Source organism: Nocardia brasiliensis (assembly GCF_011801125.1).
Classification (GTDB): domain Bacteria; phylum Actinomycetota; class Actinomycetes; order Mycobacteriales; family Mycobacteriaceae; genus Nocardia; species Nocardia brasiliensis_C.
The window spans coordinates 4,687,429-4,712,549 of record NZ_CP046171.1; the positions used below are offsets into that span (position 1 = coordinate 4,687,429).

The 25,121-nt window shown below is 69.5% G+C and carries 21 protein-coding genes and 1 pseudogene; 14 read left to right on the forward strand and 8 right to left on the reverse strand.

Going from position 1 to position 25,121, the window contains the following annotated elements; translation table 11 throughout:
* Window positions 1-9: 9 nt before the first annotated feature.
* Window positions 10-2,292, reverse strand: coding sequence for an ATP-binding cassette domain-containing protein (locus tag F5X71_RS21120; protein WP_167463609.1), 2,283 nt, complete (start codon window positions 2,290-2,292; stop codon window positions 10-12).
* A gap of 192 nt (window positions 2,293-2,484) precedes the next feature.
* On the opposite strand from F5X71_RS21120, the gene F5X71_RS21125 reads away from it, so the two are divergent.
* Window positions 2,485-2,772, forward strand: coding sequence for a hypothetical protein (locus F5X71_RS21125; protein ID WP_167463610.1), 288 nt, complete (start codon window positions 2,485-2,487; stop codon window positions 2,770-2,772).
* Complete coding sequence (locus tag F5X71_RS21130; protein ID WP_167463611.1) at window positions 2,769-3,176, forward strand: glycoside hydrolase family 5 protein; 408 nt, start codon at window positions 2,769-2,771, stop codon at window positions 3,174-3,176. Before F5X71_RS21125 ends, F5X71_RS21130 begins: the two co-directional genes overlap by 4 nt.
* A 46-nt stretch (window positions 3,177-3,222) precedes the next feature.
* On the opposite strand, the gene F5X71_RS21135 is transcribed toward F5X71_RS21130, so the two are convergent.
* Window positions 3,223-4,119 carry an LLM class F420-dependent oxidoreductase gene (locus F5X71_RS21135; protein ID WP_174817108.1) on the reverse strand — a complete coding sequence of 299 codons (897 nt, stop codon included), beginning with the start codon at window positions 4,117-4,119 and terminating at the stop codon, window positions 3,223-3,225.
* Window positions 4,120-4,280: 161 nt separating this feature from the next.
* On the opposite strand from F5X71_RS21135, the gene F5X71_RS21140 reads away from it, so the two are divergent.
* From F5X71_RS21140 to F5X71_RS21150, 3 genes are all read left to right on the forward strand, one after another.
* On the forward strand, window positions 4,281-4,589 hold the full coding sequence (locus tag F5X71_RS21140) for a nuclear transport factor 2 family protein (RefSeq protein WP_167463612.1): 309 nt from the start codon (window positions 4,281-4,283) through the stop codon (window positions 4,587-4,589).
* A 45-nt stretch (window positions 4,590-4,634) separates the two neighbouring features.
* Window positions 4,635-5,777, forward strand: a complete 1,143-nt coding sequence (locus F5X71_RS21145; protein ID WP_167463613.1) for an alkaline phosphatase family protein — start codon at window positions 4,635-4,637, stop codon at window positions 5,775-5,777.
* 164 nt (window positions 5,778-5,941) lie between these two features.
* The gene (locus tag F5X71_RS21150; RefSeq protein ID WP_167463614.1) at window positions 5,942-6,265 is read left to right on the forward strand and encodes a hypothetical protein; all 324 of its coding nucleotides are present in this window, start codon (window positions 5,942-5,944) and stop codon (window positions 6,263-6,265) included.
* Between the two features lie 7 nt (window positions 6,266-6,272).
* Here F5X71_RS21150 and F5X71_RS21155 read toward each other — a convergent pair whose 3' ends face one another.
* Entirely contained in the window at window positions 6,273-6,695 is a 423-nt protein-coding gene (locus F5X71_RS21155; protein WP_167463615.1) for an MmcQ/YjbR family DNA-binding protein, read from the reverse strand.
* Between the two features lie 133 nt (window positions 6,696-6,828).
* Between F5X71_RS21155 and F5X71_RS21160 the strand changes: the two genes are divergently transcribed.
* The 3 genes and pseudogenes from F5X71_RS21160 to F5X71_RS21170 all read left to right on the forward strand — a co-directional run bounded on the left by F5X71_RS21160 (window position 6,829) and on the right by F5X71_RS21170 (window position 8,918).
* Window positions 6,829-8,061 (forward strand): transcriptional regulator, encoded by a 1,233-nt coding sequence (locus F5X71_RS21160; protein ID WP_167463616.1) that lies wholly within the window; start codon window positions 6,829-6,831, stop codon window positions 8,059-8,061.
* A 119-nt stretch (window positions 8,062-8,180) separates the two neighbouring features.
* A pseudogene (locus F5X71_RS21165) lies at window positions 8,181-8,478 on the forward strand (aldehyde dehydrogenase family protein); the annotation flags it as partial.
* A 47-nt stretch (window positions 8,479-8,525) separates the two neighbouring features.
* Window positions 8,526-8,918, forward strand: coding sequence for a DUF779 domain-containing protein (locus tag F5X71_RS21170; RefSeq protein ID WP_167463617.1), 393 nt, complete (start codon window positions 8,526-8,528; stop codon window positions 8,916-8,918).
* A gap of 114 nt (window positions 8,919-9,032) precedes the next feature.
* On the opposite strand, the gene F5X71_RS21175 is transcribed toward F5X71_RS21170, so the two are convergent.
* Window positions 9,033-10,586 carry a succinic semialdehyde dehydrogenase gene (locus F5X71_RS21175; RefSeq protein WP_167463618.1) on the reverse strand — a complete coding sequence of 518 codons (1,554 nt, stop codon included), beginning with the start codon at window positions 10,584-10,586 and terminating at the stop codon, window positions 9,033-9,035.
* Window positions 10,587-10,841: 255 nt separating this feature from the next.
* On the opposite strand from F5X71_RS21175, the gene F5X71_RS21180 reads away from it, so the two are divergent.
* Genes F5X71_RS21180 through F5X71_RS21195 form a run of 4 tightly spaced genes read left to right on the forward strand, consistent with a single transcriptional unit; the run spans window position 10,842 to window position 14,560 of the window.
* Window positions 10,842-13,181 (forward strand): sensor histidine kinase, encoded by a 2,340-nt coding sequence (locus F5X71_RS21180; protein WP_167463619.1) that lies wholly within the window; start codon window positions 10,842-10,844, stop codon window positions 13,179-13,181.
* Window positions 13,182-13,183: 2 nt separating this feature from the next.
* Window positions 13,184-13,609 (forward strand): roadblock/LC7 domain-containing protein, encoded by a 426-nt coding sequence (locus F5X71_RS21185; RefSeq protein WP_167463620.1) that lies wholly within the window; start codon window positions 13,184-13,186, stop codon window positions 13,607-13,609.
* Entirely contained in the window at window positions 13,606-13,980 is a 375-nt protein-coding gene (locus F5X71_RS21190; RefSeq protein WP_167463621.1) for a DUF742 domain-containing protein, read from the forward strand. The genes F5X71_RS21185 and F5X71_RS21190 overlap by 4 nt, the downstream gene beginning before the upstream one ends.
* Window positions 13,961-14,560, forward strand: coding sequence for a GTP-binding protein (locus F5X71_RS21195; protein WP_167463622.1), 600 nt, complete (start codon window positions 13,961-13,963; stop codon window positions 14,558-14,560). Before F5X71_RS21190 ends, F5X71_RS21195 begins: the two co-directional genes overlap by 20 nt.
* A 13-nt stretch (window positions 14,561-14,573) precedes the next feature.
* Here the strand turns inward: F5X71_RS21195 and F5X71_RS21200 are convergent, their stop codons facing one another.
* Together F5X71_RS21200 and F5X71_RS21205 are read right to left on the reverse strand one after the other, a co-directional pair.
* On the reverse strand, window positions 14,574-15,407 hold the full coding sequence (locus F5X71_RS21200) for a fructosamine kinase family protein (protein ID WP_167463623.1): 834 nt from the start codon (window positions 15,405-15,407) through the stop codon (window positions 14,574-14,576).
* Window positions 15,404-16,174, reverse strand: coding sequence for a helix-turn-helix domain-containing protein (locus F5X71_RS21205; RefSeq protein ID WP_167463624.1), 771 nt, complete (start codon window positions 16,172-16,174; stop codon window positions 15,404-15,406). Before F5X71_RS21205 ends, F5X71_RS21200 begins: the two co-directional genes overlap by 4 nt.
* A 244-nt stretch (window positions 16,175-16,418) precedes the next feature.
* Between F5X71_RS21205 and F5X71_RS21210 the strand changes: the two genes are divergently transcribed.
* Window positions 16,419-17,516, forward strand: coding sequence for a GGDEF domain-containing protein (locus tag F5X71_RS21210; RefSeq protein WP_238815375.1), 1,098 nt, complete (start codon window positions 16,419-16,421; stop codon window positions 17,514-17,516).
* Window positions 17,517-17,666: 150 nt separating this feature from the next.
* On the opposite strand, the gene F5X71_RS21215 is transcribed toward F5X71_RS21210, so the two are convergent.
* Together F5X71_RS21215 and F5X71_RS21220 are read right to left on the reverse strand one after the other, a co-directional pair.
* Window positions 17,667-23,108, reverse strand: a complete 5,442-nt coding sequence (locus F5X71_RS21215; RefSeq protein WP_238815376.1) for a carboxyl transferase domain-containing protein — start codon at window positions 23,106-23,108, stop codon at window positions 17,667-17,669.
* Between the two features lie 281 nt (window positions 23,109-23,389).
* Window positions 23,390-23,956 (reverse strand): hypothetical protein, encoded by a 567-nt coding sequence (locus F5X71_RS21220; protein ID WP_167463627.1) that lies wholly within the window; start codon window positions 23,954-23,956, stop codon window positions 23,390-23,392.
* 323 nt (window positions 23,957-24,279) lie between these two features.
* On the opposite strand from F5X71_RS21220, the gene F5X71_RS21225 reads away from it, so the two are divergent.
* Window positions 24,280-25,104 carry an SGNH/GDSL hydrolase family protein gene (locus F5X71_RS21225; protein WP_174817109.1) on the forward strand — a complete coding sequence of 275 codons (825 nt, stop codon included), beginning with the start codon at window positions 24,280-24,282 and terminating at the stop codon, window positions 25,102-25,104.
* The last annotated feature ends 17 nt before the right edge of the window (window positions 25,105-25,121 follow it).

The window sequence follows — 25,121 nt, forward strand, 5'->3', positions numbered from 1 at the left end:
TCTCCCGGGCTACGCGGCCTTGTAGCGGCGGAGGTATTCGCCGGTGAGGGAGTGGGGGTCGGTGAGCAGGGCGGCGGGGGTGCCGGTGAAGACGATCTCGCCGCCCGCTTTGCCGCCGTCGGGGCCCAGGTCGATCACCCAGTCGGAGTGGGCTACGACGTCGAGGTTGTGTTCGATGACGACGACGGTGTTGCCGCGCTCGACCAGGCGGTCGAGCAGGGCGAGCAGGGTGTCGACATCGGACATGTGCAGGCCGGTGGTCGGCTCGTCGAGGACGTAGACGCTGCCGGTATTGCCCAGCTGGGTGGCGAGTTTGATGCGTTGCCGTTCGCCACCGGAGAGCGTGCTCATGGCTTGACCGAGGCTCAGATAGTCCAGGCCGACCTCGTTCATGGTGCGCAGCTTGGTGTGCAAGGCCTTCTCCGGGAAGAACTCCAGCGCCTCCTCGGCCGTCAGCTCCAGCACATCGGCGATCGACTTGCCGCGCAGGGTGAGTGCGAGCACATCGTCGGAGAAGCGCTTGCCGTCGCAGGCGTCGCAGTGCGTGGTCACCGGGTCCATGTAGGCGATCTCGGTGATGAGCACGCCGCGCCCCTCGCATTGTTCGCACGCACCGGACGAATTGAAGCTGAACAGTCCCGGCGCCTGCCCCGTCGCTTTGGCGAACAGCTTGCGGATCGGGTCCATCAAGCCCAGATATGTCGCGGGCGTCGACCGCGACGACGCGCCGATGGCGGACTGGTCGACGAAGATCACCTCCGGATGCTCGACCACGAAGACGTCCCGGATCAGGCTGCTCTTGCCGGACCCCGCCACACCGGTGATCGAGGTCAGGACGCCGGTCGGGATGCCGACGGTCACGTCCTTCAGGTTGTGCACGGTGGCATGCTCGATCAGCAACTCCCCCTTGGCCTTCCGGAAAGCGTCCTTCACCGTGAACGGCCTGCGCAGGCCCGCGCCGGTCGGTGTGTCGGCCGCGCGCAGCTCTTCGAAGCCGCCCTCGAACACCACCCGGCCGCCGTGCAGGCCGGCCCGCGGCCCGACATCGACGATGTGGTCGGCGATTTGGATGACGTCGGGATCGTGCTCGACCACGAGCACCGTGTTCCCCTTGTCCCGCAAGGCCTTCAGCAGATCGTTCAATCGACCGACATCGCGCGGATGCAGCCCGACGCTCGGCTCGTCGAAGATGTAGGTCATGCCGATCAAAGTGCTGGACAGGTGCTTGATCATCTTCAACCGCTGCCCCTCACCACCGGACAGGGTCGAGGTCGGCCGAGCCAGACTCAGGTAGCCGAGCCCGATATCGGCCACGCGCCGCAACGCGGTCCGGATCGCGGCGACCAGCCCGAGCGCGGCCGGGTCGGTGATCTCGTCGAGCACCGCCAGCAAATCGGTGATCTGCAGCGCGGCCCAGTCGGCGATGTTGCGGCCGTTGATCTTTGTGGCGAGCGCCGCCGCGTTCAAGCGCGCGCCGTGACAGGTCGAGCAGACGCCCTCGGTGAGGAACCGCTGGATCTGGGCCCGGGTCTTCTCGCTGAGGCCGGAGGTGTCGCGTTGCAGCCTGGTGCGGGTGAACTTGGCGGCGATGCCCTCGTAGTCCGCCTTCCACGTGCCCTTGGCGAAGGTGAGCTCCACCTTGCCGCCGCTGCCGTGCAACAGATCCGCGAACTCGGCCTCGGTGTAGTCGGCGATCTTCTTGTCCGGATCGAACCGCCCCGAATTGCCGTACAGCTGCCAGTCGCCGCTGCCGACGCCGTAGCCAGGCAACAGGATCGCGCCTTCGTTGAGCGACTTGGTGCGGTCGAGCAACCGGTCCGGATCGACCCGCACCGAGACGCCGAGACCGTCGCAGTCCGGGCACATGCCCTGCGGCACATTGAACGAGTAGTGGTAGACGAATCCGGCCGAGGGCGCACCGAAGCGGGCGAACATGGCCCGCACCATGGAGAAGATGTCGGTCATCGTGCCGACAGTCGAGCGCGGGCCGCCGCCGACCGGCTGCTGATCGATGATGACCGGCGCGGTCAGGTTCTCCATCGCCTCCGCGTGCGGACGTTCGTAGCGCGGTAGGAAATTGAGAATGAACGCGGGGAACGTCGCGTAGAGCTGGCGTTGGGCTTCCACGGCGATCGTGTCGAACACGATCGAGGACTTGCCGGAACCGGAGACCCCGGTGAAAACGGTGATCTTGTTCTTGGGGATGTCCAGCGACACGTCGCGCAGGTTGTGCTCACTGGCTCCGAGCAGCCGGATGACGTCGGAGGTGACAGCGGTTTCGGCGAAAGGCATACCGACACCATGCCACCCGGCACCGACAAATCACCCACGGCAATGTGACGCAGATCACATCGATTCGCGGCCCCGATCCGACTGGATATGATCGTCGCCGGAAGATGAAAGACGCTCGCGCGCGCGAACTTCCGCCCCGCCGCCGCACCCGGCCCCTCCCCACGGAGGGCGGTCTCGGGATAAGGTGCCACCATGGGCCAGCCTCGCGCGCATCGCACTCGGAAGGTGACCGTCACGTTGCCCGCGGAACTGGTCGGCACGCTCGAACGCTGGCGTGCCGAGGGGCGCATCGAGTCGGTGGCGGCGTTCGTCGCCGAATCGGTGTTCGCGCGCCTCGGCACCGCCGAGTCACTGGCCAAACTCGAAGAGGTTTTCGGCGGCAGACCGCCGCTGGACCTGATCAATCGAGCCCGCGCCATCCAGGGTTTACCGCCGTTATCCGAGGAGGAGGCAGGCGGGCCACACGCCGGCGCCGCGTGAAGACCCCAGCCCTCGGCGGTGTCGTCTTCGATACCGCCGCCGTCGTCAGCTGGGCCAACCAAGCCAACTACGCGCAGGCCGTGGTCTGGGCGACGGTCGGCGCGAACAACACCATCGTCGTACCCGCCACCGCGCTCGCGGCGGCTCGCGCGCACATCCCGCCGCACCGTCTCGACATCCTCGACGTGCTGCTGGAACTGCCGCACACCATCATCACCGCGCTGGACCGCGGCGCGTCGGAGCGCCTCGGCGCCGCCTTCGCCGGCCACCCAGAGGCCGAGTTGCTACTACCCGCGGGCCACGCCGCCGCCGAGGCCGTCGCCCGCGACTGGCCTTGTCTCACAGCGCGTCCCAAGAAGCTGCGCCAGCTCGACCCGCGCGTGATCATCGACCTGCTGCCCTGAGCCGGGCACGCGGCGCCGAGCCACCCGCACCCGCTACCTGAACCGCTCAGTCTCCGGCCCGGCGCAGCAATTCGAGCACCGGCGCGAACTGCTCCATGCTGTGTTCGAGCACGGTGATGTAGCTGAAGCCGTAACGGTCGCGGTGGGCGCGGAGCCGATCGGCGATCTCGTCGGGGGCGCCGAACAGCAAGGTGGGCAGGTCTTCTGGAGAATCGGCGACATCTTCGGGCAGCGCGGGGCCGAACAGTTCGAGCACGGCGGCGCGCTCCCGCGGTGGCACGACGCGCTGCACGAGCAGATTGAATTCCACGCTGTCCGAACGTTTCCCGAGTAACTCCCGGACATAGTCGACCCGCTCGCCGATCTCGGCCAACCCGGCCAGATGCAGCGGCCCGCCGTTCTCGGTCGCCGAGGCGCACGGAAAGGCGATGATGTCGGCGTTGTCGGCGGCCACGCGCAGCAACCGGTCACCCCAGCCCGCGATCAACACGGGCGGCCCGGCCGGCTGCGCCGGGCGCGGCTGGTATTCCGGATCGCAGAACAGGGTGCGCAAGGTGCCCACCGTCCGCTCCAGATGCGCTACCCGCTTGCCGCCGGATTCGAAAGGGATTCCCGCGGTATCGAATTCGGAGCGCACATACCCCGCGCCGAGCCCGATCTCCACCCGGCCCCCGGTCAGCTGATCCGCGCCCGCGATATCGCGCGCGAGCAGGACCGGATTGTAGAACGCGGTGTTCAATACGAAGGTGTTCAGCCGCACCCGTTCGGTCGATTCGGCGGCCAGGATCATCGAGGGAAACGGCGCGGGACAGCCGAGATGATCGGCCACCCCGATCACGTCGAAGCCCAGTTCCTCGGCCCTGCGGCATTTCTCGATCCACCTGGCCCGCGAATCCGGAGCCACCATGTTCACACCGAATCGGAATGCCCGCCGCGCTGTCACGATCCTTGTCTACCAGCCGCGCACATCCCCCGGTCAACGGGCTCCGGCCCCGCGTCGCGAGCGCCGTCCCGGCGCGCGGGCGGGTTCGGCACTAGAGTGGACGCCGGAGGTTTGCTGCTCTATCGCTGACGGCTGTCACCTGATCCGAGAGGGGTAACCGGATGACTCAGCTAGATCCCGTGGTGCAGGAATTCGTGGACGCGCTCAACGCCAACGACAAGGAGCGGTTCTTCGCGGCGCTCACCGACGACGCGACGATGTCCGACGACGGCGTCGAACGCAATATCGCCCAGTGGACCGACTCGGAGGTGTTCGGCAGCAACGCCAGGATGCGGGTCGAGTCGGTGGCCGACGGCGGCACCGAACTGGTCGCCGACTACACCAATTCGCGGTGGGGTTCGATGCGCACCAGCTGGCGCTTCACCGTCCGCGACGGCAAGGTCGGCCGGTTCGAGACGGGCCAGGCCTGAGCGCGCCCTTGTCCGGACGGCACCGGAGTTGACATCCTGGCAAGCGTGTTCGCCGCGCCCCGTTACGGTACGGGCTCCCTCGCCGACCTGATCCCTTCGCTGCTCGCCGGTTTCGGCGTGCCGGGCGAACGAGACCGGCTCGGCCTCGACCTCGCCGCCGACCGGGTGTGCGTGCTGCTGATCGACGGGCTCGGCGCCGCCGCGCTTGCCGCGCATCCCGATGTGGCGCCGTTCCTGTCCAGCCTGCCGTCGCTGCCGCTCACGGCCGGGTTCCCGAGCACGACGGCGACCAGCCTGAGTTCGCTCGGCGTCGGCGTGCCGCCCGGCGAGCACGGCATCGTCGGTTATCTGATGCGGGTGCCCGAGCAGGAGCGGCTGGTGAACTCGCTGCGCTGGCAGCTGCACGGCGAGGGCGCCCGCGTGGATCTGCTGAGCGAGCTGGTGCCGGAGCAATTCCAGCCCACCGCAACGGTTTTCGAACGTGCCGCGGCGCACGGCATCACCGTGACGCAGGTCGCCCCGAACTATCAGAACGGATCGGGCCTGACCCGAGCGGTGTTGCGCGGGTGCGCGTTTCGCCCCGCGGTCTCGGTCGGCGACCTGGTGGACGGGGTCGGCGTCGGCCTGCGCGCCGGTGCGCGCTCGCTGGTCTACGCCTACTACGCCGATCTGGACACCACCGGGCACGTGCGCGGTCCGTCCGCCGAGGCGTGGCTGCTGGAGCTCGCCCATGTCGACCGGATCGCCGCGGATATCGCCGAGCGGCTGCCGCCGGGCGCCGCGCTGTGCGTCACCGCCGATCACGGCATGGTCGAACTCGACGAGCGCATCGATTTCGACGAGCACGACGGCCTGCGCGCCGCCGTGCGGCAACTGGGCGGAGAGCCGCGCGCCCGGCACGTGTACACCGAACCGGGCGCCGCGGACGATGTCATGGCGGCGTGGACGCAGCTGCTCGGCCCGGACTACGCCGTGCTCTCGCGCGCCGAGGTGATCGACCGCGGCTGGCTCGGCCCGGTCGTGGCGCCGCGGGTCGCCGCACGCGTCGGCGATGTCGTCGTGGCCGCGCGCGGCACCGGCGGCATCATCCGCAGCGGCGCCGAACCCTTGCAGTCGATGATGGCCGGTCACCACGGTTCGCTCACCCCGGCCGAACTCGATATCCCCCTGCGCATCTTTCGCGCCTGAGCGGGTATCGCGGTGACGGGGAGCCGGTACCGCCGCCGGTTCCTCCGCCGCCGCCCGCGCGTCCGTCCTGCGCGGCGCGGTGTGGGCTCAGTGCCTGGACACGGCACTAAGGTGGTGACGATCGGCGCGGACGGCCGCGGCGACGAAGTATTCAGGAGGAGCACATGAACGGCACGCTGTCCCGGACCGGACAGGCCGGCCTCGCGATCACGGCGGTCGCCCTGATGCTCGCCGGTTGCAGCGACGTCGAACGCGCCATCAACAAGGGTGGCGACACCAAGTGCAGCGACTACATCAAGCAGGATCAGGACCAGAAGCGCGTGACGATCACCAAATTCGTCAAACAGCAGACCAATGACGACCACGAGCCAGCGGGCACCGCGGTGGACGCGACGATGGTCTCGGTCGATCTGCTGTGCGGCGGTCAGCGCAATGCCGATACCCCGATCAAGAACGCCGATGTCGCGGGGATCTTCTTCAACAAGTGAGTAGAGCTCAGCCGGGCGGGTTGGCGGCCAGCCAGTCGGCCGCCCGCCTGCCCGAGGCGCGGGCTAGCCAGGCGTCCTGGACCGCCTCCGCCAGTTCCTGATAGGTGAGTTCGCCGATCCGGCTGCCGCGCAACAGCACCGAGGGGTGACCGTTGAAGTGCGCGGTGGTGAAGAACGGCAACCGTGGGTCCTGCACCAGCGCCTGTTTCTCCGATTCCGAGGACACCCAGAAGACGATCACATCGGTATAGCGTTCGCCGGTGTCCGGGTCGCGGGCATCGGGACGCGGTGTCCGGAAGAACACGAACGATTTCCCGCCCACCTGATAGATCGGATTGCCACGCGGGCCATCCACTCGAGTGACATCCGGCATGCCGGAAGCCAGTTCGTGCACGTCGGCCAACTGGGCCCGTCGTGAAACGGTCGCCATCCTCCGAGGGTAGTCCGCCACGCACGGTGCGACACGGAGATACGCCGCGAGGACCGTTCGCTATGTCGGCAAACCCTCCCGCCGCTGTCTTGCATACGCCAGAATGAGAGAGCGAATGTGAGCTCACACGACGATGGAGTTCTTCGAGGTGGCACAGTTCCGCACCCTGACCCAGCGGCGGGCCGAACTGGAAAAGGAATGGGAGCGCTGGGCTACGGCTCCGAATACCACCGCGCCACCGCCCCGACCCACCCTGCTGCGCACCGACGTCGCGCGATCCTGGCAGCGTTCACTACCGACGGTGGACCCCGGCCGCACGGTCGCGCCCGGCCTCGACGATGTCGCCGACCTCTGGTCGGAATCGCCGCTGCGCACGCCCATCACCGAGCTGTCCGGTGAACTGCGCGGAATCACCGAGGACGCAGGCTATCTCGCGGTGGTCACCGACGAGGCGGGCACGATCCTGTGGTCCGCGGGCGACCGGTCGTTGCGCAGGCAGGCCGAGCAGGTGAACTTCGCCCCTGGCGGATGCTGGAACGAAAGCAATATGGGCACCAACGGTTTGTCGCTCGCCCTGCACGACGACCGTCCCTGTTCGGTGTTCTCCGCCGAGCACCTGATCGCCGCGCTGCACGGGTGGGTGTGCTATTCGGCGCCGATCCACGCACCCGACGGCAGGCAGCTCGGCGTGCTCGACCTGTCCAGTTCCTGGGACCGCTCGCATCCGCTGGTATTGACCTCGGTCCGGGCGCTGGTCACCGCCGTGGAGACGATGCTGCGCGCCGCCGAGCCAGCGCCGACGCCCGGCGTGCGGCTCGAATGTCTCGGCACCGCACGGCTGATGCGCGACGGCAGGCCGGTGCCGCTGCCGCCACGGCAGCTGGAGATCCTGGCGCTGCTCGCCCTCGAGCCCGACGGGTTCACACCCGAGCAGCTGCACGCGGCCGTGTACGGCGACCGTGCGGTCTCCACCAGCACACTCAAGGCCGATGTCTCGCATCTGCGCCGCGCCACCGGCGGTGAGATCACCAACCGCCGCTATCTGCTGACCGGGCCGGTGGCCTGCGATGCCGTCGACTTGCTGGCCGCCGTCGCCGCGGGCGACACCACCTCGGCGGTGTGGCTCTACCGCGGCCCGCTGCTGCCCGGTTCGGACACCCCCGGCGTGGTGCAGTGGCGCTCCTATCTCGATGTCGGCGTGCGCAATGCGGTGCTGGCCAGCGATCGCGCCGAACACGCCGTCACGTTCGGCGAACGCGCGCCAGGCGATATCGCGGTGCACGAGCACGCGCTGCGCCTGCTGCCGCTCGACGACGTGCGCCGCGCCGTGGTCGCGGCGCGGTTGCACACCGCACTGCGCGCCTGACTGCGCGTGCAGTTGCACGCGCGTCGGTCACACCAACCTCGCACCAACCTTGGCGGGTCATAGTGGCCCGACCACAGTGATTCGGCGAGGAGCGGCGGCATGATCTACGCGAGACCGGGGCCATCAAGAGCGGCGACCCGCTCGACGACAGCACCATGATCGGAGCACAGGCCGGACCAGACCAATACGAAAAGATCCTGTCCTACATCGACATCGGAGGACAGGGAAGGCGCTCGGGTACGCGCGGGCGGAGCGGCACGCAAGGTGGCCGGGCTGCCGGGCGGGTACTACATCCAACCCACGATCTTGGAGGGTAGCAACACCATGCGCGTGTTCCAGGAGGAGATCTTCGGACCCGTGGTCTCGGTGACCCGGTTCGACACCGTCGATGAGGCGGTACGCATCGCCAACGACACCAAGAACTTGCTGGTCAGTCACCCACCCCGCGGACGGGGGTTGTTCTGATGCAGCAGCGCGCACAGCGGGTCGCCATCACCGACAGGGCACGAAATGTGTTGCGTCAGTTGATCGATTACCACGGCGCTGTGCTGCTGCACCAGTGCGACGCCTACGCCGATCCCGCCTCGCCGCGCTGGTTCCCGGCGCGCGAATGCCCGGTCGGCAGCGCCGACGTGCTGCTCGGCTATCTGCCGTGGCATACCGAATTCTGGATGTGCGCGGAGCAATTCGAGTTGTGGAAGCACACGCACCTGACGGTGGACGTGGCGAGCGCCCGCGGCGGCGACCCGGTGACGGCACCCGAGCGGGTGCGCTTTCGCATCCGCTCCCGGCTGCTCACCGATGCCGAGGTGGCGACCCTGCCGCCGCCACGCACCGGCGCGGATCGGATGACCTAGTAGGTCTCGGGAACTCAGCACGTCCGGACCTGAGGGCCGCGCGGACGCCGCGGCGTCGGCGCGGCCCGGCGGCAGTGTCCGCCAGGTGGCGCACGACCACCTGGCGGGCGCTGATCACCGTCCGGGCAGGAAACGCAGACTGCGCGCTACCGACATCAGGAACCGCTGCCAGCGGTCCTGCGAAACCAGCGGGGGCGCATCGAGATTCAGGAACCGGGTGACCACGACCGTCTGCGGCTCGGTGAACTTGAGCAGTCCGTCGGGGCCGTGCCTGCGGCCGACACCGGAGATGCCCATGCCGCCCATCGGCGCGGCGGTGCTGCCCCAGGCGGGCGCGTAGCCCTCGTCCACGCAGACGGTGCCCGCGTGCAGCTGCTCGGCGATCCGTTCGCCCTCGGACTTGCTGGCCGCCCAGACGCTGGCGTTCAGGCCGTACTCGGTGTCGTTGGCCAGCCGGACGGCCTCGGCGACGCTGTCCACCGGATAGATCGACACCAGCGGGCCGAAGGTCTCGTTGCGGCCGCACTCCATCTCGTCGGTGACCTCGGCGAGCACGGTCGGCTCGTAGAACAGCGGGCCGAGGTCGGGCCGCGCCTTGCCGCCTGCGAGCACCTTCGCGCCCTTCGAGGTGGCATCGGCGACGTGCTTGGTCACCGTCTCCAGCTGGGCCTCGGAGATGAGCGAGCCGATATCGGTCGAATAGTCGTAGGCCGCACCGAGTTTCGCGGCCTCGACGGCGGCGACGAACTTCGCGGTGAACTCCTCGGCGATCGAGCGCTCGACGTAGAGCCGTTCGATCGAGATGCACAGCTGGCCCGCGTTGGAGAAACAGGCGCGCACCGCGGCCTTGGCGACCTTGTCCAGGTTCGCGCCCCGCGCCACGATCATCGGGTTCTTGCCGCCGAGTTCGGCGGAGAACCCGATCAGCCTGCGGCCGCACTGTTCGGCCAGCGTGCGGCCGGTCGCGGAGGATCCGGTGAACATCAGGTAGTCGCAGCTGTCCACGATCGCGGTGCCGACCACGGTGCCGGGCCCGGGAACCACCGCAAGCAAATCACGCGGCAGGCCCGCGCGGTAGAGCAGTTCGGCGTTGGCCAGCGAGGAGAACGGGGTCTGACTGTCCGGCTTGACCACCACGGCGTTGCCCGCGATGAGCGCGGGGATCGAGTCACCGATGGACAGCAGCATCGGATAGTTCCACGGCGCGACCACACCCACGACGCCCTTGGGCTGGTGCCGCACCGACGTACGGTTCAGCACCGGGAACGCCCCCCGCACGCTGTGCGCGCCGAGCAGGCCGGGCGCGGCCTTGGCGAAGTAGCGGGCCGCGAACATCAGGCCCATGATCTCTTCCTGCGCCGCCCAGCGCGCCTTGCCGGTCTCGGCCTGCACCACGTCCATCAGGAATTCCCGGTGCTCCACCACCAACGCGCGGTAGCGTTCGAGCACCGCGGCCCGATCGGCGACCGAGCGCGCGGCCCAGCGCGCCTGCGCGGACCTGGCCTTCTCGAAGGCCGCGGCCACGTCGGCCGCGGTGCCGACCGGGACGCTGCCGAGTGGCTTACCGCTGAACGTCTCGGCGATCGTCTTGCGCGAACGGTCGTCCGGGTTGTCGATCGCGGCGAGCCCGCTCAGACGGTCGAAGACGGCGGCTTCCGGCGCGGGCATCGTGGCCTCCTACGTAGTCGATGCGATCTCGTGTTACCGCGAGGTACACACAATCTACGCCGTGGCACGCCTCCGTAGTACCACGACAGCGCCCATTGCTCCCGAACCGCGCCCGCCGCCTGCCCCGAAACCGCCGTCAGCGCCACATCCGCCGGTCACCGCGTAGACCCTCCTCGGTGACCGAGAAGTCAACTCGAGTCCCACTCAGCGGGACACTAGTCTCGGCTGGTCCGTTTTGTGGTTTAGGTTGTGCCGATGTTCAGAGCGAGGCTCGGGGTTCGTACGCGGATCCTGGCAATCGCGCTCATTCCGAGCCTGACTCTGCTTGTGGTCGGCGTGGGCGCAGCGGGTTATCTGGTAGCCGAGGGAACCAAGGCGAAAGAGTGGGCGGTACAGAATCAGAACGCCATCCCGCAGACCAGAGAGCTCATGGAGGCGGTGCAGCAGGAACGCCGCCTGACCCTGGCCCAGCTCGCCGGTGACGACACCGTCCCGCCCGCACTCGCCGCCGCCCGCATCCGCCTCGACGGCGCGATGCGCGGGCTGGTCGAGGTCTCCAACGGCCTTCGCGAAGTGGATGATTCGAAGATCGGCGACGATGTCGCAGGCTTCAACACGCTGCTCAGCCAAATGGCGCAGGTGCGGTTGGCCACCGACGCGGGCCAGCTCCCCGCCTCGGACGCCTATATGTTCTACAACCGGCTGCTCGATGTGATCTCGGTCGGTACCGGCATCGCCGAGCAGACCGCGCCGGACGCCGAGATCGCCGTCGCGATCGCCGACGGCATGCGGTTTCTCAATGCGGCCGAGGCGATGTCGCGCAGCAACGCGCTCGGCGTCATGCTCGCCGCCAGCGACGGCGCCACACCTATCCCGGTCGAGGAGTACCTGCGTCAGGTCGGCTTCTACCACACCGAGATCGGCAACCTGACCACCGAGCTCAGCGGCGACAAGGCCCAGCACGACCGGCTGCAGCAGCTCACCGGCAGCAATGCCTGGCAGCAGCTGTCATTGATGGAAACCGCTGTCGTACAACGGCATCTGACCGCACACCTGACCAACAGCACCGGCAGTTCGAGCAGCTCGAGTAGTTCCAGCAGTTCGAAGCAGGCCGCGCTGCCGCTGTCGACCACCGAGTGGCAGAACGCAGCCTCCGAGGTGAACCGCGGCCTGATCGATGTCTGGATCACGCAGAACCGGCACTCGCAGGAGCTCGCCGAGCAGCGAGCGAACGACTCCGCGGCCAACTCGCTGTACGCGGGTGGCGGCGTGCTCGTGGTCAGCATCCTCGCCTTCCTCATCGCGCTGGTGCTTGCCAACCGAATCATCCGCAGGCTCAAGCGTTTGCGCAGGCAGACCTTCGCGATGGCCGATGAGCGGCTTCCCGAGACGATGCGCAGGCTCAACGCGGGCGAGACGATCGACCCCGCCGCCGAGACGCCGGTGCTCGACTTCGGTCACGACGAAATCGGCCAGGTGGCCAAGGCTTTCCAGCACGCGCACGCCGCGGCCATCGGCGCCGCGGTCACCGAGGCCCGCACCCGCGAGGGCGTGAAGTCGGTCTTCCTCAACATCGCGCACCGCAGCCAGATCGTGGTGCACCGTCAGCTCGAGATCCTCGACGAAGCCGAACAGCGGCAAGAGGATCCGGTGTTGCTCGACACGCTGTTCCGGCTCGACCACCTGGCCACCCGGGAACGCCGCAACGCGGAGAACCTGACCATCCTCGGCGGCGGCCAGCCCGGCAGGCAGTGGCGCAACCCGGTGCCGCTGCTGGATCTGGTGCGCAGCGCGGTCGGCGAAACACTGGACTACGCCAGGGTCAGGGTGGCCAGGCTGCCCGAGGTATACGTCGTCGGCACCGTGGTCGCCGACCTCATCCATCTGCTCGCCGAACTCGTCGACAACGCCACCGCGTTCTCCCCGCCGCAGTCTCGGGTCGAGGTCAACGGCAACGTGGTGGGCAAGGGCGTGGTCGCCGAGATCTGCGACCAGGGCATGGGCATGTCCGAGGGTGAGCTCGCCCGGTTGAACGACATGCTGCGCACCCCACCCGATTTCGGTGTCGCGGCGCTGTCGGCGGACTCGCGCCTCGGCCTGTTCGTCGTCGCGCAACTGGCGGTGCGCCACGGTGTCACGGTGCGGCTCTCGGAATCCGACTACGGCGGTATCAAGGCCATCGTGCTCATTCCGTCCGCGCTCATCGTCACCGATGCCGTGCCGCCGCAGACCCCGGCGGAACTGACCGACCCAGGTCGGCGCAGGCGTCTGCCCGCCGCGCCCGTCGTCGAGCCGGCGGCCGCGCCACAGCCCGCCGCCGGTGCCGTCGCCACCTTGGCACTCGAGCCGACCGCCCCGCCGCGGCCCGGCAACGCCGCGCCGGCGCCGAACGGCGACACCAGGCCCGCGCTGCCGCGGCGCAACCGGCAGGCCAATCTCGCACCGCCGCTGACGGAATCGGCCCCCACCCCGCCCGCCGCGCCCGTGCCGCAAGCGCGTTCGGCCGAGCAGGCTCGTGATCTCATGTCCGCCATCGAGAACGGGACAAGGCAGGGCCGCCGCTCCGCTATCATCCCGGACGAACAGGAAGGGTAGGAGTGTCCGCTACTCCCACAGGTGATCTCAATTGGCTACTCGACGATCTCGTCGATCGGCTGGCCGGGGTACGGCACGCGGTGGTGCTGTCCACCGATGGACTGCTGCTCGGCCGATCCAGCGCGATGAGCAGGGAGGACGCCGAACATTTCGGCGCGATGTCCTCGGCGCTGTACGGTCTGGCCCGCAGCGCGGGTAACCGATTCGACGGCGGCGGCGTCCGGCAGGCCGTCATCGAGCTGGACCGGGCGGTGCTGTTCGTCACCTCGGCGGGCGACAACGCCTGTCTCGCACTGCAAGCGATCGAGTCCGCGAACCTCGGCATGGTCGCCTACGAGATGAATCTGACCGTGCAACGGGTCGGCACCTATCTGTCCACCACGCCGAGACACGATCTCGTCGGGCAGGGAGAACCGAATCTGCCATGACCCAACCGCGTGAGCCCTGGTTCGACGAGGCGGCAGGCCCGCTGGTCCGCCCCTACGCGCTCACGCGCGGGCGCACCACCGGAGCCGGTCCCGAGCTGGACATGCTCACGTCGGTCGTCGCCGACGACGCGGCGGGCCCACTGCGCCGGACCGAACCCGAATACGCCGATATCCTTCGGCTGTGCCGAGTTTCGCAATCGGTGGCGGAGGTCTCGGCACAGTTGCGTTTACCGCTCGCGGTGACGAAGATCCTCGTCGGCGATCTGATCGGCGACGGACAACTCATATTCCGTGCTCCCGTCCCGACGGAAGCCGGGCCCGAAGACCTCAACATATTGCGAGCGGTACTGGATGGAATCCGAAAAATTTGACCCGAGCGGCACGCCGCACCTGGCCGCCTCGGTCAAGATCCTCGTCGCCGGCGGGTTCGGCGTCGGCAAGACGACCATGGTCTCGGCCATCAGCGAGGTAGCCCCGCTGCGCACCGAGGAACTCATCACCGAGGTCAGCACCGGTGTCGACGATCTGTCGGGGGTGGAGTCGAAGACCACGACCACGGTCGCGCTCGACTTCGGCAGACTCACCATCGACCGGGACCTGGTGCTGTATCTGTTCGGCACGCCGGGACAGGACCGCTTCTGGTTCCTGTGGGACGAGCTGGCGCGCGGCGCGCTCGGCGCCGTGGTGCTCGCCGATACCCGAAGGCTCGGCAATTCCTTTGCCGCCGTTGACTTCTTCGAACGGCGGCGGCTGCCGTTCATGGTCGGCGTGAACTGCTTCGACGGCGCGCCGGTGTACACCGTCGACGAGGTGCGCGACGCGCTCGACCTCGATCCGCACACCCCCGTGCAGCTGTGCGATGCCAGGGACCGGAGCTCGTGCAAGATGGTGCTGACCACGCTGGTGGAGCATCTGATCGCGCGGGTACAGCAGCCGATCGTCACCAGCTGAGCGGCCGGTCGAATCAGGCCGCCAGCGCGGCGGTCGCCGCGGCGAGGGTCTGCGCGCGGTAACCGTCGCCGAACAGCACCACGTGAATCAGCAAGTGGTGCAACTGATGCAGCGGGATCCGCGCGCGCCAGCCGTCGGCCAGCGGGTGGACCTCGTGGTAGGCGGCACGGATTCGATCCAGGTACGGGGCGCCGAACAGCGCCAGCACGGCCAGGTCGGTTTCGCGGTGCCCGCCGTGCGCGGCGGGATCGATGAGCACGGCGCGCTCGGCGGTCCAGATCAGGTTGCCCGACCAGAGATCGCCGTGGATGCGCGCCGGTGGCTCCGCCGGGCCCGCCAGTGTGTCGATGCGCTCGATCACCCGCTCCAGCAGGCGGATTCCGTCCGGCCCGAGGTGCGCGGCCGCTCGCGGCAGGTACGGCGCGAGCCGGTATTCGGCGTACCAGCTCCCCCACGGCCCGGACGAGGCCGTGTTGTCCAAGGGCAGCTCGGCGATCCACCCCGGCCACGGGGCGCCGAAGCACCGCGGTGAATTCGCGTGCAGGGCAGCGAGTTCGCGCCCGAAGCGCGCCGCGGTGGCCCTGGTCGGGCCCGCATCGTCCAACCAGGGCAGCACGATCAGCCGCTCGTCGACGGCGAGCACGTCGGGCACCGGGCCGCCGAGCCAGCGCAGTCCGGCCGCCTCGGCGGTGAAGACCGTGCTCGGCGCCGCCCCCGCCTTCACGAAAACGCCGCGCCCGTCGGCCAGTTCGGCACGGTGCAACGTCCACGCGTGCCGCGCGCCGAGATCGGTCACGGCGCGCACCGGGACGCCCAGCAGCCCGCCGACGTGCGCTGCCACCGTCATCCGGTGAGCCGCTTGCGCGTCTGTTCGTCGGCGGGAAAGAAGGATTCGATGGCGAGTTCGGCGACGGTGACGTTCATCGGCGTGCCGAACACGGTGGTGACGCTCAGGAACGACAGTTCCTCGCCCTCGTGTCGCAGCCGCAGCGGCACGACGGATTGATCGGGCTCGGGCAGCATCGGGTCCAGCTCACCCCCTGGATAGGCGCGCAGTTCCGCGAACAGGTCGGCGAGCTGGGACGAACCGGTCACCTCGACCTGCCTGGCCAGCCGCGCGAACAGATGACCGCGCCACTGCGCCAGGTTGACGATACGGCCGGCCAACCCGTCCGGGTGCAGGCTCAGTCGCAGCGCGTTCACCGGCGGCTCGAGCAAGGCCGGATCGATATCGGTGAGCAGCAGGGCCACACCGGAATTCGCGCTGATCATGGTCCAGTTCTGGTCGATCGCGAGCGCGGGATACGGCTCGTGACCGATCAGGATCTGTTCCATCGCACCGCGAATCGCGTCCATCGCGGGCGTGTTCAGCGCGGGCTCCGCGTAGGCGGGCGCGTACCCGGCCGCCAGCAGCAACCGATTGCGTTCGCGCAGCGGGATCTCCAGGTGCTCGCTCAGATGCACCAGCATGGTCCGGCTCGGCGTGGACCGCCCCGTCTCGATGAAACTGAGATGCCGGGCCGAGGTCTGCGCCCGCCCCGCCAACTCCAACTGACTCAGCCTCCGCTCGAGCCGCCAATGCCGTAGCAGGTCGCCCGCCGTCCGCACACTCACCCCTCGATCCTACGAACATTCCCGCCCCCGCACGATTACCTCCGGGGTAATGCTCAGAGCGGTCCCGCGGACCGCGATCCCGCCGCAGTGGGCGTGCGAACCGGCGACGCGCCCGGCCTGTGAGGTGGGCTACGGGTTAGCTGATGCGTCGCGGAATGCGGTTAGGCTGGTTGGGCATGCTTGTGCAAACCGGGACTTCGTTCGGGATCAGGTGCGGGCGTCGTTCCACTGCCGATGTGAGGCGGTGTCGAAACTGAGCTGGCAGCACCGGATCGATTACAACTGGGTCGTCGAGTTTCTCGAGTCGCATTCGGTACTCGAGCGGGTGAAGCTCGTGCTGGGCGCGGGCGGACTGCTGATGCTGGTCAACGCGGTCCTGATGGCGGTGTCCCCGGCGGGGGTCGACGGGCCCTTCGCGACCACGGTGAATACGATCGCGGCCGTGCTGGGCGGCGCGTGGGCCCTGCGCTGGTGGTTGCTGCCGTGGCCGCGCAGGGTCGAGGCGCTCACCTGGGTCGCGACGATCGACGTGGTGGTCACCCTCGACAGCATGCTGGTGCGCGACCGGGTGCTCGGCGCCATGGGCGTGCTGATGCTCGTGGCCACCGGCACGTACGTGGCGGTTTTCCACAGTCGGCGCGCGCTGGTGCTGAGCGTCAGTTGGTCGGTGTTGTCGATCCTGGTGCTGGCCGGGCTCGCGGTGCTCGGCGATGGCCGCTGGCACGGGGACGTCGCACTCGGCATCGCGCTGGTCGTGGCCAACATCGCGCTCATCGGCGTGGTGCTGCCCACGGTGCAGTTCTCGCACTGGCTGCTGCGCATGGACGCCATGTCCGACCCGCTGACCAGGCTGCTGAACCGGCGCGGGCTGGACGCGCACTGGTCACGCTGCGTCGGCTGGCTCTCGGCGGGCCACGGCTACGCCATCACCCTGGACCTGGACCGATTCAAGGCCGTGAACGACACCTTCGGTCACGCGTTCGGCGACGAGGTGCTGAAGCGGGCGGCCGATCGCCTGCGCACCGCCGCCGACACCGACACCCTCATCGCCCGCACCGGCGGCGAGGAGTTCGTCCTCGTCGGCCGCGAGCACGACGCCACCGCGCGGGCGGTCGCCGAACGCCTGCGCCATGCCATCGAGACGACGCCCGACCTGCCGCTGACGGTCACCGTCAGCGTGGGCGTCGCGCTGTTCAGCGGGCGGCACACCGCCGATCCGACCCTGCGCCAAGAGATCCTGCGCGCCTCCGACACCGCGATGTACGAGGCGAAACACCTGGGCGGCAACACCGTTGTCGTCGTCGATTCCACCGAACAGCGCGCGGCCGCCGTCCCGGGGTGACGGGCACGCCGGATCGAGCGCGGGCACAGCGAGGGTATGGCGAGTTCGCTGCGGCCACAGATCGACCCGCGCGGCACACCGCGGAAACGCGTCCGGCCCGGCGGAGTGGACTCCGCCGGGCCGGACGCGATCGTTGTGCTGGAACCCGATTCAGCTCGGCTGCGCCTCGACCACCTTGGCGCTCAGGTGCGCCTCGATCGCCTCGAAGATGCGCGGGCGCAGTTCCGCGGCGCTGATCACCGCGTCCACCGAGCCGACCTCCACGGCACGCCGAATGTTGTGCACCCGGTCGAATTCCGCGGCGACCTGGCCGAGCTTCTCGGTACGCACCGAGGAGCGCAGCTCGTCGAGTTCGGCTTTGAGCGGACCGCGCTCGGCGACCGGGGCGGCCACGACCCGTGCCTCGAGCTCGCGGACCCGCTCGTCGGCGGCGGTGCGGGCGTTCACGTCACCGGCGAACACCACCGCCGCGGCGGGCGCGCCGCCGAGCACCGAGGCGAACGAGCCGTCGATGGCGAGCGCGGTCATGTTCGGGTTCAGCGTCTTGGAGAAGACGACGAACGCGCCGCCGTGATACCGCGAGATCACGCAGAACACAATGGGCCCACGGAAATTGACGATCGCGCGACCGATCTCGGCGCCGTACTCGAGCTGCAGCTTGCGCATCGACTCCGGCGAGCCGTCGAAGCCGGACAGGTTCGCCAGCACCACCAGCGGCCGGTTGCCGCTTGCCGCGTTGATCGCGCGCGCCGCCTTCTTCGACGACCGCGGGAACAGGGTGCCCGCGGTGTAGGTGTCGGGGCCGTCGGTGGGCGGGAAGCCGCGGCGCGGCACCGACTGCGACTCGATGCCGAGCAGGCACACCGGGATGCCGCCGAGGTGCGCGTCCTGCACGACCGCGGTCTCCGCGTCGGCCATGCCGGCCCACCGTTCCAGCACCGGGTGGTCCTGGTCGGACACGGCACGCATGACGGTGCGAATATCGAAGGGCTTCTTGCGATCCGGGTTCGCCTTGGCCGAGAAGATCTCGCCGACCGTGCTGAAATCGCTGCCCGCGAGCAGGTGCGGGAAGTCCGAGACGTCGCGGTCGATCGGGTCGGAGGTCTCCGCGCGCCGCGGGTGCAGCTCGCCCGGTGCGATGTAGGTGTGGTCGTAGTGCGACATCAGCACCTCGCGCGCCGCGATCAGGTTCGGCGCCCAGTACTGCGCCTGCCCGTTCGGGCCCATCACGCGGTCGTAGCCGCCGATACCGAAGTTGTCCTCGGCCGAGACACCGCCGGAGAAGTCCAGCGCCTGCTTACCGGTGAGCACCATCGCCGAGTCCGGCGTCATCACCAGGATGCCCTTGGTGTGCATGAGCATGGTCGCCTCGGCGTTCCAGTACGGCTGGGCGCCGACGTTGATGCCGGAGACCACGATGTTGATCTCGCCGCCGTCCTGGGTGAACTCGACGATCCGCTTGAGCGCGGCCGCGACCCAGTCCATGTTCTCGGTGCCGGAGGTCATCGAGATGCGCGCGCCCGAGGACAGCGCGTACCACTCCAGCGGCACCCGCAGCTGCTCGGCCAGATCCAGCGCGGCGATCACGCGCCGGCATTCCGGCTCCGACAGCGCGCCGAGCGACTTGGTCGGATCGCCGAGCAGCACGACCCGGGTGACGCCCTCGGGATGACGGGTGGTCGGGGTGCTGACCACACCCGCGACCATCGCCGCGGAGTTGAGCCCCTTCGGCCGGTCGACCGGAACCAGCCGGTGCGTGTCGTCGAGGTCGTACTCGCGGAACGAGCCGAGCAGACCGGTCAATTCGTACGGGTAGACGGTGTTGCGACTGCTGGCGCGCAGCACCTTGAGCCGGTAGTCGTCGAGCGGCTCGACCGGGGCGGTGGAGGGTTCCTCCACGATCAGCTCGTGACCGCCGGTGGCATCGAAAGAGATGCGCATCGAGGTCTTGTTGAGTTCACCGGTCTGCGGGTCGCGCTGACGCGCGATGAACAGCATCTCCTCCAGGCCGGCGCCCGCCGCGGTCGGCAGCACCCGGTCGGCGATCACCAGCAATTCGGTGCGGCTGAGGCTGCTCGGCGGCCACACGTAGATCACGATCCGGTTGGTGTTGAAGCGGTTCTTCGACGGCCGCAGCGACTGGGCCCGCCGGATCGAGTCCAGGCAGGTGGCGATGGTGTTCTCCGCTGTCGGCAGCGCGATCAACCGGCCCTCGTGCTCACGCAGCTCGGTCAGGTCGCGCACCTGGGCGAACGCGACCAGGCGATCGTCGGACGGATTCTCCTGCGCGACACAGCGGAAGAGGTAGACCTCCTCGTCCGAGGACGGCAGGCGGGTCAGGTCGAACTTGCTGAGCCGCTCCATCTGCATCCGCTGCGCGATGTAGGGGTGCAGACCGCGGATCAGGCGCTGCTCGACCATGCCGCTCGGCGAGGGCTGGAAGGTGAAGTGGTGGTGCATGATGTTGGCGCCGCTGCCCGCGACCGTAGCGGTGAGCCTGCGCACCTGCTGCGGCAGCGGGTACTGCCGCACCACCTCGTGCAGCAGCTGCGCCATCACGGCGAAGTCCTCCGGCTGCTGCGGCCACGCGAGGTAGATGTCGGCGTCGACGGCGTCTTCCTCACCGGCCAGCTCGGCGAGTCCGCGCAGCGCGTCGCCCAGCGCGTCGAAGCTCACCGCGGCCGAGGCCACCGACGAGTCCGCCCGCTCGGCGACCACGAACGTGCAGCCCGCGGCCACGGTGGTGCGGACACCGAGCAGTTCCTTGTTGCCGTAGTAGCGGCGGGTCAGCACCTCGAGCATGATCGCGTTGTCGAGGTCGTCGCGGTTGAGCCGCTGACCGAGGATGCGGACCAGCGGCTCGGTGCTGCGCACCATCTCGGCGATCCGCTCGGCGCGATCCGGAGCGTCCGCGTGGGTGTCCAGGTAGCGCAGGTGGTTGCGGATGTCGGCGTAGACGCGCGCGCGGTTGCGGCGCAGCAGCGGCTGACCGAACCAGGAGAAGACCAGCCCGCGTGCGAGGTCGGCGACCACCGGGAAGCGGACCTGTGTCGCGGCGATCAGCCGTTCCAGGGTGCGCGCCGCCGGCTCGTGCTGCGCCTCGTCCGGCGGCGCCTCGCCGAGCCAGGTGCGCACCAGCGCGGTGACGATCGAGGCGGCGATCGAAGCGCGCTGCTGGGCGAGGAAGATGCGGAACACCGCGGACTCGAGTTCCGGGGTGCGGTCCAGCTCGGTCACGTCGTAGTGCGAGAGCGCGCGAGAAAGCTTGGCCTGGAACGCTTCCGGCAGCCCGGCACGTTCGACGTCGAGGCTCTGCAGGTAGGTGTGGAAGCGTTCGCGGGCGCTGTGCACGTGACCGCCGATCTCGTCACCGGCCTGCCGGTTGCGGCTCAGCTCGGCGAGATCGGCGAAGACCTCGATCAGATCGAGTTCCTCGGTGAGCGGACGCTGGCCGTCCTCGACCGAGGAGCGCCGCGCGGCCAGGTAGTCGTCGAGCACCCGGCCTTCGTCGTGCGGATCGACGTCGAAGCCGAGCAGCAGGCTGCGCAGGTCCTCGAGGCCGCGGCGGGTGCGCTCGCGGGCGGGCAGCGCAGCGGGCGCGGCGGGCAGATCCAGCTCCACCGTCGCCGCGGGGCCCTCGTCCTCGGCGTCGGCCTCGTCGCTGAGCGGCTCCAGCCACAGCATCGGCGCGCCGGTCTCCACCTGAGTGCCGACCGAGACCACGCACTGCTTGAGCCGGGCGTTGAACGGCGCGCGCAGCACCGTCTCCATCTTCATGCTCTCCAGCACCAGCACCGGAGCGCCCGCCTCGACCTCGGCGCCGATCTCCAGTGGCAGGGCGACGACCAGCGCGGGCGCGGGCGAGCGGACCACGCCGCCCTCGTCGCGGCTGACCCGGTGCGTCACGCCGTCCACCTCGACCAGGTGCACGGTGCCGTGCGAGCCGGTGAGCAGGCGGTAGCGGGTGCCGTTGACGACGATCTGCCCGGTGTGCTCGTCGAAGCGGTCCAGCTCGACATCGGCGGTGCGGATGTCGTCGCCCGCCTCGATGCCGACGCGGAACCGGTTCGCGCCGACCCGCGCGACGCGCGCGCGGTAGCTCACGCCGCGCAGCGCGAGATCCAGCGCGCGCCCGCTCTCGTGCTGCACCTGCGGACGGCCACCGGCCGCGGTGGACAGCAGCCGTTCCTGTTCGGCGTGCTCCTCCTCCTCGTACGCGCCGATGGCCGCGGCGGCGAGCGCGACCGCGGAGTGGCGGTGCGAAACGAGCCGGCCCTCGGCGCGGACCCGGTCGATCCAGCCGGTGTCGGCGCTGGCGTCGATCACCTCGGGCTGGTCGAGCAGGTCGATGACGAAGCTCTTGTTGGTCGCACCACCCTCGATGATCACGGTGGTGTCGGCCATCGCCCGGCGCAACCGGCCCAGCGCCTCGTCGCGGTCGCGGCCGTAGGCGATGATCTTCGCGATCATCGAGTCGAAGTCGGCCGGGATGGAGTCGCCCTCGCTGACGCCGGTGTCGACCCGGATGCCGGGGCCCGCGGGCAGGTCGAGGCGGGCGATGCGGCCCGGCGACGGGGCGAAATCGCGGTCGGGGTCTTCGGCGTTGAGCCTGGCCTCGACGGCGTGGCCGCGCTCGATCGGGGCCTGCCCTTCGAGCTTGCCGCCGGATGCCACGTGCAGCTGCGCCTTGACCAGGTCGAAGCCGGTGGTGGACTCGGTGATCGGGTGCTCGACCTGCAGGCGGGTGTTCACCTCGAGGAAGGCGAAGATCCGCTCGCCCGCGTGGTAGAGGAATTCGACGGTCGCCGCGCCGCGGTAGCCGACCTTGACCGCGAGGCGCTCGGCGGCGGCCTTCAGCTCGCCGACCTGCTCGGCGTCCAGCAGCGGCGAGGCCGACTCCTCGATGACCTTCTGGTTGCGCCGCTGCACCGAGCAGTCGCGCACGCCCAGCGCCCACGCGGTGCCCTGACCGTCGGCGATCACCTGCACCTCGACGTGCCTGGCACCGGTGATCAGCCGTTCCAGGAACACGATGCCGCTGCCGAACGAGCGCGCGGCCTCCTGGCTGGTGCGCTCGTAGGCCTCGGTGAGCTCGTCGGCGCTGTTGACCATGCGGATACCGCGACCGCCGCCGCCCGCGGTGGCCTTGAGCATCAGCGGGTAGCCGATCTCGGCGGCCGCGGCCAGCGCGGCGTCCAGGCTCTCGACCGCGCCGCGGCTCCACGGCGCGACCGGCACGCCGACCTCCTCGGCGATCAGCTTGGCGCCGATCTTGTCGCCGAGTTTGCGCATCGCCTCGGCGCTGGGGCCGATGAAGGTGACGCCGATCTTGTCGCACAGCTCGGCGAAGGCGGGATCCTCGGCGACGAAGCCCCAGCCGACCCAGGCGGCGTCGGCCTTGGTCTCGACCAGTGCGCGCTCGAGCACCTTCAGGTCCAGGTACGGCCGTGCGGCGGCGGGGCCGAGATCGTAAGCCGTGTCGGCCTCCCGCACAAAGGTGGCGTTGCGATCCACGTCGGTGTGTAGGGCGATGGTTTCGATCGATGTCGCGGTCTCCGCGGCCAGCTCCCGCACGGCGTGGATCAGCCGCATCGCAGCCTCACCTCGGTTGACGATTGCGATACGCCTGAACACTCGTCAGTCCCTTCCTCTTCGTAGCGCCGGCACGGTCGGCCAACGGTCTTCGCGGCTCGGATCCCCGTGCTGTGCAGCTTATTCTGCGCCGCGTACGCACGGCTTGCCGTGTCTGTTCACATGCGCGATCGGTCGATGCAAGAAACGCAGGGGTGCAAAGGTTTCGGACCATAACATGCGAAGACACCACCAAACCCCCCTTGATTCTTATTACCCGCTGGTACGCGCGCGTTACAGGATCAGGTGGGTGGCGCGATCTTCGCGATCGAGACGGCGCCCGCCCCGGTCGTCACGGTGACGAACTGGCGATACGTGCGCACCGCGGCGTCGGGGCGGACCTCGGTGATCACCACGTCGAAGCGGCCGTCGGCCATCGGCGTGATCATCACGCAGTGCTGTGTACCCGCCGGTACAGATCTGATGCCCGCGCTGATCACCTCCACCGGCGGCACCGCGGCGTCCGGCGCGGTCACCGCCCGCGCGTCGGCGCCGGAGCGAGCCACGTAGTAGGCGTACTGGAAGGCCAGGATCACGTCCGGGCCGGACGCGGTCGACCCGCTGCCGTTGCCGCGCACCAGTTGGTCGTTGCGCGTCGGCTGGCAACCGGGGCCACCGCCGAGCACCGGATCGGCGTAGGTGGCCGATTGGCGCGGCGCGCCCGCCTGCGCGGAGTACGCCAGCACCACCGCGACCGTGGCCATCGATCCGGCCAGCGCCACCGTGGCCACCAGCCAGGGCCTGCGCGCCCGGTCCGCGTGCCAGCGCTGGGGCCGCGGCGGGGGAATCATCCCCGGCCACAACGGCACGCCGACGCGACCTCTGCCGCGACGTGCGGCGATATGCCCCCCGGATATGTTCGACGACGACATGCTCCGCCGCACCCCCTTACCGGTGCCTTTCCGAGCGCAGCCGGGCACCCCTCAATGCCGTTGCGCAGTAACAACATTGCACACTCGACCGGGTCGTGACCGGCGAATCGTCAAGAGACCGTACGGTCCGCGTGCGGGCGGCCGGGCGCACGGGGAGCAACCGCTTTCGCGTGGTCGGGCGCGCGCGGCCGGGCGGTGGCGCTCTATGGTGGGGCGCGAGACGCGAGGCGAGGTCCGACGGTGCCGGCGGCAGGAGCGAAATGAGCGCGACGCACGACGATAGCGGGACAGGTGTCACGGCCTGGCGCGGCAAGCGCTATGTGGCGCTGGGCAGTTCGTATGCGTCCGGACCGGGGATCACCCCTCGGGTGCCGGGCACGCCGCGACTGGCCGGGCGATCCCGGCGCGACTACCCGCACCTCGTCGCCGCGGCCGCGGGCCTGGCGCTGACCGATGTCACCAGCAGCGGGGCGACCTGTGACCATCTCCTACACGCCCGGCAATTCGGGCAACCGCCGCAACTCACCGCGGTCACACCGGAGACGGACCTGGTCACCGTGACGATCGGCGGCAACGACATCGGGCTCACGCCGTACCTGATCGCCGGCCGCCTGCCGCGCCCGCTACTGGTGCTCCCGCCGCTGGCCCGCATGGGCGACCCGAGCGCCGTCCGGCAGCGGTTGCCCTTGGTCGAGGACCGAATCGCCGCGGTGCTGCGGGCGATTCGGGAGCGCGCACCCGGCGCCGGGATCCTGGTGGTCAACTATCTTTCGGTGCTCGGGCCACCCGCGGACACCGACTCGACGGTCGATCGGCACTATCGCGCGTTCGCCGAATCCCTTGCCGCGCATACCGCCGCGGCGGCCGAACGCGGCGGCGCCGAGCTGATCGACGTACGGACGCCGAGCCTGGACCACGCCGCCGGCTCGCCCGACCCGTGGACCGTCGACTTCTATTTCCCTTGGCCGGGAAGGACTTACGACGGCGCCCCGTGCCACCCGACCGCGGCGGGCATGGCGGCGGCGGCCGAGCTCGTGCTCGACCGCCTCGCCGTGCTGTCCCCCACCGATCCGGCGCGGCCCTGAGCGCGGACCGCGACCGG